This window comes from Fluviicoccus sp., assembly GCF_030646115.1.
GTDB lineage: Bacteria > Pseudomonadota > Gammaproteobacteria > Pseudomonadales > Moraxellaceae > Fluviicoccus.
In genome coordinates this window covers 96,150-109,854 of the sequence record NZ_JAUSMX010000023.1, presented here as the reverse complement: position 1 = coordinate 109,854, position 13,705 = coordinate 96,150, and the positions used below count along the sequence as shown (strand labels likewise).

Here is a 13,705-nt window from a genome sequence, read left to right as displayed (position 1 = left end):
CAGTTCATCCAGGGCTAATACCCATGTAGAATACGCGCCTTTCTCTGCCACCCCGATTTCCTCCATGAAAACCGAACTGCTCCTGCCCGCCGGCAGCCTTGAAAAAATGCGCACCGCCTACGACTTCGGCGCGGACGCCGTCTATGCCGGCCTGCCCCGCTACTCCCTGCGCGCCCGCAACAACGAATTCCGCCAGGAACAACTGGCTCAGGGCATCAGCGAAGCCCATGCCCGCGGCAAGCAGTTCTACGTCACCGCCAACATCCTGCCGCACAACGACAAGGTGCGCTCCTTCGTCCGCCAGCTACAACCGGTGGTGGACCTGAAGCCCGACGCCTTCATCATGGCCGATCCCGGCCTGATCATGCTGGCGCGGGAAGCCTGGCCCGACCTCAACATCCACCTCTCGGTGCAGGCCAACACCCTGAACCACGCCTCGGTGAAGTTCTGGCAGAAAGTCGGCGTGAAGCGGATCATCCTGTCGCGCGAGCTGTCGCTGGACGAGATTGCCGAAATCCGTCAGGAATGCCCGGAGATGGAGCTGGAAGTGTTCGTGCACGGCGCGCTGTGCATCGCCTATTCCGGCCGCTGCCTGCTGTCCGGCTACTTCAACCGCCGCGACCCCAACCAGGGCACCTGCACCAACGCCTGCCGCTGGGACTACAAGGTGCATGACGCCGCCGAGACCGAACAGGGCGATGTGGTGAAGCTGCAAGGTTTCGACTTCACGCACGAGCTGGAAGAAGCCAACAGCCACTTCGCGGCCTGCGGCGGTTCGGAGCGTCACCCGGATGCCGACAAGGTTTACCTGATTGAGGAAGGCAACCGTCCCGGCGAGCTGATGCCGGTGATGGAGGACGAGCACGGCACCTACATCATGAATTCCAAGGACCTCCGCGCCATTGAGTACGTGGACCGGCTGGTGCAGATTGGCGTCGATTCGCTGAAAATCGAGGGGCGGACCAAATCACTGTATTACGTGGCGCGTACGGCACAGGCCTATCGCAAGGCCATTGATGACGCCCGCGCGGGCAAGGCCTTCGACCCCTCGCTGCTGGCCGATCTGGACGGGCTGGCCAATCGCGGCTTTACCCCCGGCTTCCTGCAACGCCATGTGTCGCAGGACACGCAGAACTACCTGACCGGGCATTCGGAAAGCAAGCGCAGCCTGTACGTGGGCCAGGTGCTGTCGGTGGATAACGGCTGGGCGGTGGTGGATGTGAAGAACAAGTTTGCGGTGGGTGACCGGCTGGAAATCATCCATCCGTCGGGTAATCGCGAAGTGACGCTGGAGACGTTGTTCCATGTGGAAGGCCAGCCGCTGGACGTGGCGCCGGGGAACGGGATTCTGGTGAAAATACCCTTGGACAAGGCGCTGGACGGGGCGTTGGTGGCAAGGTTGTTTTGATAGTTTAAGCAGAAAGTTGTAGGTCGGGATTCAACCCGACAACCGCCCTCCGATCGGAAAGTGGTGTCGGGCTGAAGCCCGACCTACAACAGGTCGATGCCGGCTTTGGCCATGAGCCAGGCGTAAGCGGCAAAGATCACCAGGGTTCCCAGCACAAACAAGCCCAGCGCCCCGGCAAAACCGAACTGGTTCAACAGCCGGGGGAACAGCAGGAACATCGGCAGGGTCGGCACCACATACCAGAAGGTGTACCAGGCGTGGTTGGCGATCTTGTCCGTGGGTTGATGCTCCACATACAGCCATACCAATGTCAGCACCGTCACCAAGGGCAAGGAGGCCAGCAGCGCCCCCAGCTTGTCGCTGCGCTTCGCCAGCTCGGAAACGGCCACCACCACGGCGGCCGTCACCAGGTACTTCACCAGCAAGTAGGACACGCTACTTGCCTCCCGACTTCATGTACTTCAGGAACTCGCTGTCTCCTTTCAAAACAAAGACATCCCCCGGTTTGTTAAAGCTGGTGCGGTACGCTTGAAGTGACCGGTAGAAACGGTAGAACTCGGGATCCTTGCCAAAGGCCGCACCGGAAATGGCAGCCGCTCGGCCGTCACCTTCGCCGCGCAGGATTTCCGCTTTGCGGTAGGCTTCCGCCAGCAGCACCCGTTGTTCACGGTCGGCATTGGCCTTGATGGTTTCCGCCATTTCATTGCCTTGCGAGCGGTGCTCGCGGGCCTCGCGTTCGCGTTCGGTGCGCATGCGGTTGTAAATGGATTCGGAGGTGGACTCCGGGAAGTCGACCCGCTTGACCCGGATATCCACCACCTGAATGCCCAGCTCCTTACGCGCAGCCAGATTCACGGTTGCCGCCAGATCCGTCATCATTTGATCACGTTGCCCGGAGACCACTTCACGCACCGTGCGCTCGGACACCTTGTTTTTCAGCCCGTCCTTGACGCGGGGCATCAGCAGCAACTCCGCCTTGCGGGGGTCGCCGCCGGTAACAGTGAAGTATTTCTTCACATTCGCCACTTTCCACATCACAAACGCATCCACAATCAGGAACTTGTTTTCCTGTGTCAGGAACTCGGTGCGCTCGGCATCGCTGACCTGGGTGCGGGCGTCGAACTTGCGGATTTCGTGCACCAGCGGCAGCTTGTAACCCAGGCCCGGCTTGAGGTCAGGATCAATCACCTCTCCGAATTGCAGCAGCACCCCCCGCTCCGTTTCCCGCAAGGTGTACATGGAGCCCGACAGCACGCTGATCACCAGCGCAACGATCACCACTATCTGAATCATGCGCGGCGTCATTCCGAAGCCCTCCCCTTGGTGGCCGTTGCCGGAACCTGTGGCTCCGGCAAGACCTGCACCGGCGCCTGGACGGCCGGTGGAATCATCTTGTCCAGCGGCAGGTACAACATCTGGTTGCCCTGAGCCTCCACCACCACCTTGCTGGACTTGCCCAGCACCGACTCCATGGTTTCCAGATAAAGGCGCTGGCGCATCACTTGCGGCGACTGCCGGTAGGCGGCCTGCAATTGCACAAATCGCGAGGCATCCCCCTCAGCGCGATCCACAACTTCCTGCTTGTACGCTTCGGCTTCAGACACCAGCCGCGCTGCCTGGCCGCGCGCTTCCGGCACAATGCCGTTGGCGTAGGTTTCCGCCTGGTTCTTCAGCCGCTCCTTGTCTTCCTTGGCGCGGATCACATCATCAAACGAGGCCTTGACCTCCTTGGGCGGCAGCGCTTCCAGCACGTTGACGCCGGTAACTTGCAGGCCGCATTCGTAGGAATCGAGATATGCCTGCAGACGCGGCTGGATATCACGCGCCAGCGTGGCGCGCCCTTCATTCAGGATCTGCGTCATCTTCGAGCCGCCCACCACATGGCGCAAGGCGCTTTCCGTGGCATGCAGCAGGCTGGCCTCCGGGTCGCTGACCTTCATCAGGTATTTACGGGCATCCAACACGCGATACTGCACCGAAAGATTGATATCCACGATGTTGGCATCTTCGGTGATCATGGTGGCATTGAGCGGCATCTGCTCAATACGCTGGATATTGACCTTGCTGATATTGTCCACCAGCCGGGGCGCCCAGTGCAGGCCCGCCGTCTGGGTGGAATGGAACTTGCCGAAACGGAAGACCACCGCTTCTTCGGCTTGTTCCACCCGGTAGAAGCCGAGCATGACCCACAGCACCACACCGACTCCGGCCGCCATCTTCAGCAGACCGATTTCATCGGGTCCCTTGCCGTCATTACCGCCCAGCCAGCGGCTGAACTGTTCATGAATGCGGCGAATCCACTCATCCGGGTCGGGTGTACCGGGCGGACGGCGGTTACCGCCGGACGGACCGCCATTACCGGAAGGCGGTGTCGACTGGTTCCAAGCCATAAAAAACCTGCTGGTGAAATAATGAAAGGGAAATAAAAGGAGTCAATACGGGTCCGGAATGTCCAGCGGAGGGGTGACTGCCAAGTCTTCGGCGGACAGGCCCGAGCGCCGCAACAACTGGTCGAGGCTTTGCGGGGTCATCCGCACCTGCAGGGCGCACAGGCTGCCTTCCTGCGGGGTTTCTTCAAGAACGGCGCCCAACTCGTACAATTTGGCGCGAAGACGGCCATGATCCGGTGACAGGGTCATGCGGAAAGAATGCAGTTCACCAACCAGCAATACGCTGATGGCGGACTGTAATTCCCGGATGCCGGCGCCGCTGAAGGCCGACAGCCAGACGGCCTGTGGCAGGCCTTCATCATCACTGTCAATGCGGGGTTCACGCATTTCCATGAGGTCAATCTTGTTGTAGACGGTCAGGATGCGGGACTTGCTGCCGATTTCATCCAGCACTTCGTTCACCGCCTCAATCTGCGCGTCGCGCTCGGGGCTGGCGGCATCGACGATATGCAGCAGCAGGTCGGCTTCAAGCGTTTCCTCCAGCGTGGCGCGAAACGCTTCCACCAACTGGTGCGGCAAATGACGAATGAAACCGACAGTATCCACCAGCACCACCGGCCCGATGCCGGGCATGTTGATACGGCGCAAGGTGGGATCGAGCGTGGCGAACAACTGGTCGGCGGAATAGACTTCCGCATGCGTCATGCGATTGAACAGCGTGGACTTTCCGGCATTGGTGTAACCCACCAGGGAAACAGTCGGAATATCCGCCTTCTGCCGCGAGGCACGGCCTTGCTGCCGGTTCTGGCGCACCTTCTCCAGACGCTCGGTAAGCATGGTGACGCGGTTCTTCAGCAGGCGGCGGTCAGTTTCCAGCTGGGTTTCACCGGGGCCGCGCATGCCAATACCGCCTTTCTGGCGTTCAAGGTGGGTCCAGCCGCGCACCAGCCGCGAACTGAGGTGGCTGAGCTGGGCCAGTTCCACTTGCAGCTTGCCCTCAAAGGTCTGGGCGCGCTGGGCGAAGATATCGAGGATGAGGCCGGTGCGGTCAAGCACCCGGCATTGCAGTTCCTTTTCCAGATTACGTTCTTGCGCGGGGCTGAGCGCGTGGTTGAACATCACCAGATCGGCTTCTTTTTCCTGCACCAGGGCGGCAAGCTCGGCCACTTTACCGCTGCCGGCATAGAGGCGCGCATCGGGTTTTTGACGACTGCCGGTGACGGTGGCCATGATATCGGCCCCGGCGGATTTGGCCAGCAGCACAAACTCGCTCAGGTCTTCGTCGAGGCTGGCGGACTGCTGCTTGAGGTCCAAGTGCACCAGAATGGCTTTTTCACCGCCTTGGTGTCGTTCAAAAAATTCCACGTAGTTATCCGGAAGGGAAGTATTCAGGAGAGTATGGGGGCGACCAGGCAAAAACCAAAGATCACAACCGATAATTTTCCCGCCAGACGCCTTTCACCCCCCGAAAACAACCATGCCGCCCGAAGGCGGCATGGCATGCATCAACCGGGAACCGCTACCGTATCAATACGGGGCGTCCTGGTCCTGGTCGTCACCATCATAAGGTGACTGGTAACCGCCACCCATGGTGCCGCTGGACATGGGGCCGATAGGTGCGCCTGCCGGAGCGCCGATGGGGCGCGGATTGCGCGACGGCACGACCGTAGAGATGGCATGCTTGTACACCATCTGGCTGACCGTGTTCTTCAGCAACACCACATACTGGTCGAAAGATTCAATCTGGCCTTGCAGCTTGATGCCGTTGACCAGAAAAATGGAAACCGGAATACGCTCCTTGCGGAGTGCGTTCAGGAACGGGTCTTGTAAGGTTTGCCCTTTCGACATGATGTTTTCTCCTCCGCCAAGTGACGGACATAATAAAAGGTATTTTATCAGCGCAAAAAAGCCGGGCCAACTCAGCCCGAGCCATGGATTAATTTGAGGTGATTCTCGATTTTTTGCAAGGCTTTTTGTCGGACAATCGACGGGGATTCTGTCGTCAAAAAGTGAACGGCATCGCTGAATCCGCGCAGCCAGGTGTGCTGGCGCTTGGCCAGTTGCCGGGTGGCGACGATGCCCCGGTACCGCATTTCCTCACGATCCGTCCTCCCGTCCAGATACTCCCAGATCTGCCGGTAGCCGACCGAACGCATGGAAGGCAGGTCGAGGGACAAATCGCCCCTGGCGCGCAGGGCTTCCACCTCCTCGATAAATCCCGCCTGCAGCATCAGGTCGAACCTGTGTTCGATGCGTTGATGGAGCACCGCGCGGTCATCCGGCAGCAAGGCCAGCTCCAGCACGTTCCAGGGCAAGGAGTCCGGTTGTTGTTCGGCATGCCATTGCGACATCGGCTTACCCGTCACCAGCCAGACCTCCAGCGCCCGCTGCAATCGCTGCGAATCACCCGGACTCAGTCGCGCCGCCGTCACCGGGTCCACTTCGGCCAGCCTGGCGTGAATGGATGGCCAACCGGCTTTCAGGGCGTCGGCCAGAATACCGGCGCGGACGGCTTCGTCGGCCTCGGGCATGTCGGCCAAGCCCTGCTTAAGGATGCGGAAATACAGCATGGTGCCACCCACCAGCAAGGGGATGCGGCCGTTGTCATGGATTTCCTGCATCGCCTGCATCGCATCCCTCCGGAAGTCGGCGGCAGAGTAGGCGTCAACCGGATCAATCAGGTCGATCAGGCGGTGCGGGGCGCGAGCCAGTTCCTCCGCCACGGGCTTGGCGGTGCCGATATCCATGCCCCGGTAGATCATGCCGGAATCCACCGAAATCAGCTCAAAGCGTCCGGTTTCCGCCAGATGGATGGCCAGGTCGGTCTTGCCGCTGGCGGTCGGCCCCATCAGGAATACGGCGGGGGGGTACATCGAAGTCATGCCTGGCTCAAGCGAGTAAAAGTAGGATGGAATTGTAGAACGGCCGACGGCAGAAGCCCATGCCGCATGCGGCTTAAATAAAGGCGGGAAACCGGTCACATCCTGACGGCAAACAGATTGTAGTCATTGGCAACTCTTGTTACATTCAAAAATATTTTGCGCATTCGTTCCCCAGGAAATAACTATATGAACAAAACCGGAGTTTTCAAGGTAGCCCTGCTGGCGGCCGTCACCCTGCTGGGCAGCGGTTGTTCCCTGAACCGCGCCATCGGTAACAACATCAACAAATTCTCGGTTGATCACGTCTTGCCCGCTGCCCTGCAACTGGATGACATCAGCATGATCTGTCACTCCAATGAAAGCTTCGTACCGCTGCTGGTGGGTTTCAATGACTTCAATGTCGATTCCGACCTGCTGATTTCAGTTAGCTATGCCGGTGCGGCTATTTGCACCGAACATGATGCGGTGGAGAAGGAGCTGTGGTCGACACAGGCCGAAAGACAGGGCTGGATCAATGTCGCCAAGGATGCCCGGATTGCCCAGCAACTGCTGAACCGTGATGCCGGTTTGCGCCAGATCAAGTCGTACAATCACATGGCAGCCTATTTCCGCAAGAATCACAATTATGAAATCGGCGATGAAAAGTGCCCGGCCTTCAAGAGCGATTTTGAACAACAGGGTATGCTGGTCGGGGCCACCGCCGCTTTGCAAGCGCTGCAGAACGACATCGCATCCGGACGCCTGATTGATGTCGATATGGCCATCCCGGCCAAGGTTGCCCGCAGCGTCAAGTGCCTGGACAATGAAAAATGGTGGGGCGTACCAAAAGCCGTCAGCGCCGCCATGATCACCGTGCTGCCGGAAAATGCCGCCGCCGAAGCCAAGGCCTGGGAAGAACTGCAGAACTCAACCGATGTCGGGCTGTCTACCGGTGTACGTCTGACGCATGCCGTTTATGCCGCCATGGCCGCCGGCAAGGACCGTCAGGACCTGCTGCGTGATGCCCTGAAGCGTTATGAAGCCATCCCGGCTGATGCCCTGAGCCCGAAGTTCCGCCTTATGGACCAGATGGCTTCGATCCAGATCCGCCAGATTGCCGACCGCTACTGGATGCGTTACGAGGGCCATCGCGCCCCGACCCGCGATTTCAGCGTGTTCTGGGATGAACCGAAATCGAACGTTAACATCAACCAGTACAATGACATTCTCGACACCGTCAAGTAAGCCGCAGTCCGGGACGCAAGGAAGCGTCCCTATCTCCCCCGCCAGAACAGCTTGTCCAGCTCCGCCAGCGACATTTGCCGCCAGGTGGGCCGCCCGTGATTGCACTGGCTGCTGAACTCCGTCGCCTCCATATCCCGCAACAACATGTTCATTTCCGGCAAGGTCAGCGCCCGGTTGGCGCGCACCGCGCCGTGACAGGCCATGGTGCCAAACAACTCATTGATGGCTTCTTCCACGCGGCTGGACTGTCCATGCTCACGCAGGTCGGCCACCACATCGCGGATCAGCGCCGTGATATCGGCCTTGGGCAGCAACGCGGGAATGGCGCGCACCGCCAGCGACTCCTCGCCCAGCCGGTCGACCTCAAAGCCCAGTTTCAGGAACCAGTCACGCCCCTGCTCCGCCAGTTCAGCCTCCGTTTCAGACAGCGCCACGGTTTGCGGAATCAGCAAGGGTTGTGACGCCAGGCGTCCGTTTTCCCACGCGGTTTTCAGGCGCTCATAGACCAGCCGCTCGTGCGCGGCGTGCATGTCCACAATCACCAGCCCTTGGGCGTTCTGCGCCAGGATGTAAATTCCATGCAACTGTGCCAGCGCATAACCCAGCGGCGGCATGCCCGGTAACGACTCCGTCAGCATCACCGGAGACGTTCGAGCCACTTGTTCCTCCGGCAGTGAATCACGCAGCGGCGACAGATAATCCGCCAGCCGGTCACGCAAGTCCGTGGGCATGGGTTGATGCGCGGGCGTGCTGCGGCCCCACGCGCCAACCGTTTCACTCACCCCCGGACCGGGAGACTGCGGTAAGGACAGGGCCGACTGCTCGCGCAATGTCGCTGCGGTTTCGGGCAGGTTAACGGTTTCCTCGGCCGACGCCAGCGCCACGGTCTTCAGCCCGGCCAAGGCGCGATGAATGGTGCGCGCCAGGAACTCATGCACCACACGCTGGTCCCGGAAACGCACTTCATGCTTGGTGGGATGGACGTTGACGTCCACAGCTGAAGGTTCCAGTTCAAAAAAAAACACATAGGCCGGATGCCGTCCATGCGCCAGCACGTCGCTGTACGCACTGCGGATAGCGTGACTGACCACCTTGTCCCGCACCACGCGGCCGTTAACGTAGAAATACTGCATGTCCGCCTGACCACGCGCCATGGACGGGCTGCCCAGCCACCCCCCCAGACTGAGGCCGTGGGTTTCCACCAGCAACGGTGTCGCGGCGTCCATGAAGGTCTGACCACATAAGGTACTGATGCGACGGCGTTGTTCCGCCTCATCAGGTGCGGCCCGGAACTGCCAGCGCAGGGTACCGTTATGGGTGAGGCGGAAACCGACACCGAAGTTGAACAGGCACAGGCGTCGCACCACCTCTTCCAGATGGCCCAGTTCGGTATTGACCGTGCGCAGGAACTTGCGGCGGGCGGGGGTATTGAAGAACAGATCCCGTACCGTGACCGTGGTGCCGCGCGGATGGCTGGCCGCCGTCAGCACCGGCTCCATGTCACGGCCTTCGGTATGCACGCTCCAGCCGATACCGCTTTCATCGGTGCTGGAGGTCAGGGTCAGGCGCGAAACCGAGGCGATGGAGGCCAGCGCCTCCCCCCGAAAGCCTAAAGTAGCAACGGCATCGAGGTCGTCCAGCGTCAGTATCTTGCTGGTGGCGTGACGGGCCAGCGCCAGCGGCAGGTCTTCGCGATCAATGCCGCCGCCGTTATCCCGGATCTGGATCAGGCGGGTGCCGCCTTCTTCCACCTGAATGTCAATCTGGGTGGCGCCGGCGTCCAGGGCATTTTCCAGCAACTCCTTGATCACCGAGGCCGGGCGCTCCACCACTTCCCCGGCGGCAATCTGGTTGGCCAGCCGGGTGTCCAGCAAATGGATGCGGGGGGTCATGGCGCCGGAACCTTCAGGGCCTTGCCGAGCATGACGTTGTCATTCTTCAGTTTGTTGGCGTCACGCAGGGCTTTCTCGCTGACACCGTAGCGGACGGCGATGGAGGACAGGCTGTCACCAACCTTGACGGTATGGGTTGTTGGCGGTTTTACCGGCTTTTCGACGGCAGGCTTCTTGTCTGCCTTGTCTGCCTTGTCTGCCGACAGTGTCTTGCTGCCCGGCTTGGCCTGGTTTTTTTCAACCGGCGACTCCGGAGCCGTCAGCCGCAAGCGCGCGCCCAGCATGGCGGTATCCGCCTTCAAGCCGTTCCAGGCTTTCAATTCATCCAGACTAACGCCATTTTGTTCCGCAATGGCGGACAGGCTGTCGCCAGTCACCACGGTATGCATCCGGGGCTTTGAAGCTTTCAGGGGTTTGTCCTTGGCTTTTACTTCAGCCTTAGGGGAAACCACCGGCTCCACCGTTTTGGCTTTCGTCTTGGCCGGGGGTGTGTTGGCCACCGGATTTTTTGGCTCCGATACCTTCGCAGGCGGTTTATCGGCAGGCGCACCACCGGCAAAGTCTTCCAGCGACATGGGCAGGCTGGCTTTGGGCAAGGGTTTGATGGGCGTCGCGGAGGGCAACTGCGGTGTAAGGCCCTGTCCCATCAGTTTGGCCGGATCTTCCGCTTTGGCGACCACGAGGGTTTCCGGCTTCACAGCCTCCACCGGTTTGGGTGTCTCACGCACCACCGGCTTTTCTATCATGGATTCCGCAGAAGGCTTCTCAAAAACCGGTTTGGTGTTCGCTACCGACTCCAGCGCTGCCTTGCGGTTCTTGCGTGAACGCCCCTCGCGATTCCACGCAAAATAGGACCCTGACAAGGGTGATTTTTCCAGATAGGCCTTCACCCCGGAATAGACGCTGCGGGCCACGTCCTGTTGATGGTCTGAACTGATCAGCTTGCGTTCCTCGTCCGGGTTGGAAATGAACCCGGTTTCCACCAGCACCGAAATCATGCCCGGTTCTTTCAGCACGGCAAAACCGGCCTGTTCCACGTGCCGGCTGTGCAGACGCCCCAGGTTATCCAGATGCCCCAGGATGGAACTGCCCATTTGCAGGCTGTGCGAGAGCGAACCCTCGACCACCATGTCCGCCAGCACCGAGGCCAGCATGCTGCCGCCGTTATCGGGCATGTAGACGCCGCCCACCTGGTCGGCCTTGTTTTCCTTGTCGGCCAGCGCCGCCGCAAAGCGAGATGTCGCGGTATTCGCCCCCTTGCGCGACAAGGCAAATACGGACGCCCCGCGCGCCAGCGGCGACGGTGCGGAATCGGCATGAATACTGATGAAGATGTCGGCCTTGTGCCGGTTGCGGGCAATCTTGCGACGTTCCTGCAACGGGATGAAGTAATCACCGTCACGGGTCAGGTGGGCGCGAAAACCGGGGTGCTTGCGGAACTGCTCGGCCAGTTTGCGGGCAATGGCAAGCGTTACGTGCTTTTCGTAATTGCCGCTGCCGCCAACCGCGCCGGGATCCTCACCACCGTGCCCGGGGTCAATGACAATAACGACCGGTCTGCCCCGGTTGGGACCGCCATCGTCGACAACCGGCTCTTCAACGGTCACTACCGGTTCCATCGTTTGCTTGTCGAAAAGATCAATCACCAAACGCGGGCCGTACTTTTCATTGGCCGGCAGCACGAACACCTGCGGCCGCACACTGCCGCTGAGGTTGATCACCAGCCGCTTCTTGTTCCCGGCAGGCTGGAACAGGATTTCATGCACCAGCCCGACATGCGACGGCAGCAAGGGTGCGGCCACGGCCAATTCGGCATTGTCCAGCTCAACCACCACCTGCCGGTCATCCTGGCTGACCAGGCTGTAACGCACGGGTTCCGAGAGATCGAGCACAATCCGGGTGTTGTCCGGAGCCCGCCAGGAACGCACGCCGGTAATGGTCGCCGCCATGGCCTGAAGCGTACACAGGCCCAGCAACAACGGAGGAAGCAGTCTGGAAATTCTCATGCCGACAGTCTGGCCAGAGCGGCCTGTCCCCGATTGGATAAAGCAGTGAATTCTAGATGACGCCCTTGCGGAACGACAGTAATAGTTAGGTGAATATCGGGCTCAGGCAGCAGCCCCTGACCCTTCTCGGGCCATTCCACCAGCACCCGCGCTGACGGGGTGAAATAATCGCGGACACCCATCAGTTCCAGCTCTTCCGGATCGCGCAGCCGGTAAAGGTCAAAGTGGTATATCGCAATATCCGCCAGTTCATAAGGCTCCACCAGGGTATAGGTCGGGCTTTTCACCGTACCGGTATGTCCCAGCCCGCGGATGAAACCCCGGGAGAAGGTGGTCTTGCCTGCGCCCAGCGTCCCTTCCAGGAACACCACGCCGCCCTGTGGCAAGGCCAGCCCCAATTGTCGGCCGGCCTCCTCCATGCCCTCCTCGTCCGCAATGATCGTCTGCCAGGATTTCATTGATTCACCAACTCCCGTATGTGCGGCAACAAATCGGTGGCCAGCAGCCCGCGCTGACCCTGAGCGGCCGCGCGGTCACCCGCCACGGCATGCACCAGCACGGCTTGGCACAAGGTCCGGTGCGTGGCGCCAAACTGGGCGGCCAGCCCGCCAATCACCCCGGCCAGCACATCCCCCATCCCGGCCGTCGCCATACCGGGGTTGCCCGCCGGACACAATGACAAACCGTGGCTGCTGATGATCAGGGAGCCCGCCCCCTTCAGCACACTCAGGCCGCCATAACGCTGCAGCAGCATGCGCGCGGCATTCTGACGGTTTTCCTGCACCTCGGAAATGGTGGCATCCAGAATCATGGCCGCCTCGCCGGGGTGCGGTGTCAAAATCCAGTTGTCCTTTTTCAGGCCCGCTTGCGCCATCCAGTACAGGGCATCGGCATCCACCACCAGCGGATGCAGTGAATTCTGCACTAGCGGCCACAAACGCTGCCCCCACGGCCGACGGCCCAAGCCGGGGCCGATCACCACCACGCTGGCGCTGTCGAGATAACGGTCAATGGGTGTCTGTTCGTCCACCCCGCGCACCATGACTTCCGGACAGCGCGCCAACAGCGCCGTGACATGATCGGGATGCGTCAGCAACGTCACCCGTCCGGCGCCGCTGCGCAGGGCGGCCTCGGCGGTCATCATCACCGAACCGCCCATGCCTTCGTCACCGCCGATGATCAGCACATGCCCGAAGTTGCCCTTATGGCTGTTGCGCTGCCGTTGCGGAAAGTGAAGAGCAGCTTCCGTCAGATAATCCGCCACCCCCATGTCAGGATAGCAATCCGCAGGCAGGCGTAATGGCTTCAACACCAGCTTGCCGGTAAAGCTGGCCCCTTCCCCGGTCAACAGGCCCAACTTGTAGCCAATGAACGTTACGGTCAACGCAGCGCACACCGCGACACCCCGGACCGCGCCGGTATCGGCATCAATGCCGGACGGGACGTCCACAGCGACCACCTGGCAGTTCTGGTTAAGCGCCGCAATCATCTCGGCCAGCTCACCCTTGACCGCGGAGGTCAGGCCGATGCCCAGCAGCGCGTCTACATAAACATCCGCTTCGGGCAACTGCCCCATCCACGCGGAAAACGAAACACCCGACGCTTGGGCCCGGTCGGCCATGGTCTTGGCATCCGGGGTTTTGGGCGGGCCGGACTGGATCACCATGACGCGGATTCCGGCCTCGCGGGCGTGACGGGCAATGACATAGCCGTCACCGCCGTTGTTACCGGTACCGCACAACACTACCATGCTGGCGGCATCCGGGAATTGCAGGCGCAATTCGGCAAAAACCGCCGCCCCGGCGCGTTCCATCAAGGATTCAGAAACCACGCCGCCGGCAAAGGCCGTGTTTTCGATCTGACGGATTTGCTGGGTGCTATAAATCCGTTTTTCCATGCCGGT

At 60.6% G+C, this 13,705-nt stretch carries 11 protein-coding genes and 1 pseudogene; 2 read left to right on the top strand and 10 right to left on the bottom strand.

The genetic code is table 11. The features are described from left to right. The first annotated feature begins 64 nt into the window (after positions 1–64). The gene (yegQ, locus tag Q7T36_RS15435) at positions 65–1,408 is read left to right on the top strand and encodes a tRNA 5-hydroxyuridine modification protein YegQ (RefSeq protein WP_304850613.1); all 1,344 of its coding nucleotides are present in this window, start codon (positions 65–67) and stop codon (positions 1,406–1,408) included. A gap of 83 nt (positions 1,409–1,491) precedes the next feature. Here yegQ and Q7T36_RS15430 read toward each other — a convergent pair whose 3' ends face one another. The 6 genes and pseudogenes from Q7T36_RS15430 to miaA all read right to left on the bottom strand — a co-directional run bounded on the left by Q7T36_RS15430 (position 1,492) and on the right by miaA (position 6,680). Continuing rightward, positions 1,492–1,842, bottom strand: coding sequence for a DUF3147 family protein (locus tag Q7T36_RS15430; protein ID WP_304850610.1), 351 nt, complete (start codon positions 1,840–1,842; stop codon positions 1,492–1,494). Between the two features lies 1 nt (position 1,843). Continuing rightward, positions 1,844–2,701 carry a protease modulator HflC gene (hflC, locus tag Q7T36_RS15425; protein ID WP_304850607.1) on the bottom strand — a complete coding sequence of 286 codons (858 nt, stop codon included), beginning with the start codon at positions 2,699–2,701 and terminating at the stop codon, positions 1,844–1,846. Between the two features lie 8 nt (positions 2,702–2,709). Further along, the gene (gene hflK / locus Q7T36_RS15420; RefSeq protein ID WP_304850604.1) at positions 2,710–3,798 is read right to left on the bottom strand and encodes an FtsH protease activity modulator HflK; all 1,089 of its coding nucleotides are present in this window, start codon (positions 3,796–3,798) and stop codon (positions 2,710–2,712) included. Positions 3,799–3,840: 42 nt separating this feature from the next. After that, on the bottom strand, positions 3,841–5,163 hold the full coding sequence (gene hflX / locus Q7T36_RS15415; protein WP_304850601.1) for a ribosome rescue GTPase HflX: 1,323 nt from the start codon (positions 5,161–5,163) through the stop codon (positions 3,841–3,843). 192 nt (positions 5,164–5,355) lie between these two features. Next, positions 5,356–5,646, bottom strand: a pseudogene (gene hfq, locus Q7T36_RS15410) (RNA chaperone Hfq); the annotation flags it as partial. Between the two features lie 71 nt (positions 5,647–5,717). Next, complete coding sequence (gene miaA / locus Q7T36_RS15405) at positions 5,718–6,680, bottom strand: tRNA (adenosine(37)-N6)-dimethylallyltransferase MiaA (protein WP_304850598.1); 963 nt, start codon at positions 6,678–6,680, stop codon at positions 5,718–5,720. Between the two features lie 186 nt (positions 6,681–6,866). Here miaA and Q7T36_RS15400 point away from each other — a divergent pair, with 186 nt between their 5' ends. Continuing rightward, positions 6,867–7,904, top strand: coding sequence for a hypothetical protein (locus Q7T36_RS15400; RefSeq protein WP_304850596.1), 1,038 nt, complete (start codon positions 6,867–6,869; stop codon positions 7,902–7,904). 29 nt (positions 7,905–7,933) lie between these two features. On the opposite strand, the gene mutL is transcribed toward Q7T36_RS15400, so the two are convergent. Genes mutL through Q7T36_RS15380 form a run of 4 tightly spaced genes read right to left on the bottom strand, consistent with a single transcriptional unit; the run spans position 7,934 to position 13,699 of the window. Next, a complete protein-coding gene (gene mutL / locus Q7T36_RS15395) occupies positions 7,934–9,796 on the bottom strand; it encodes a DNA mismatch repair endonuclease MutL (protein WP_304850593.1) in 1,863 nt (620 codons plus the stop codon). Then, complete coding sequence (locus Q7T36_RS15390) at positions 9,793–11,802, bottom strand: N-acetylmuramoyl-L-alanine amidase (RefSeq protein WP_304850590.1); 2,010 nt, start codon at positions 11,800–11,802, stop codon at positions 9,793–9,795. The genes mutL and Q7T36_RS15390 overlap by 4 nt, the downstream gene beginning before the upstream one ends. Beyond that, positions 11,799–12,260, bottom strand: a complete 462-nt coding sequence (gene tsaE / locus Q7T36_RS15385; RefSeq protein ID WP_304850586.1) for a tRNA (adenosine(37)-N6)-threonylcarbamoyltransferase complex ATPase subunit type 1 TsaE — start codon at positions 12,258–12,260, stop codon at positions 11,799–11,801. The genes Q7T36_RS15390 and tsaE overlap by 4 nt, the downstream gene beginning before the upstream one ends. Beyond that, on the bottom strand, positions 12,257–13,699 hold the full coding sequence (locus Q7T36_RS15380; protein WP_304850583.1) for an NAD(P)H-hydrate dehydratase: 1,443 nt from the start codon (positions 13,697–13,699) through the stop codon (positions 12,257–12,259). Before Q7T36_RS15380 ends, tsaE begins: the two co-directional genes overlap by 4 nt. Positions 13,700–13,705: the final 6 nt, after the last annotated feature.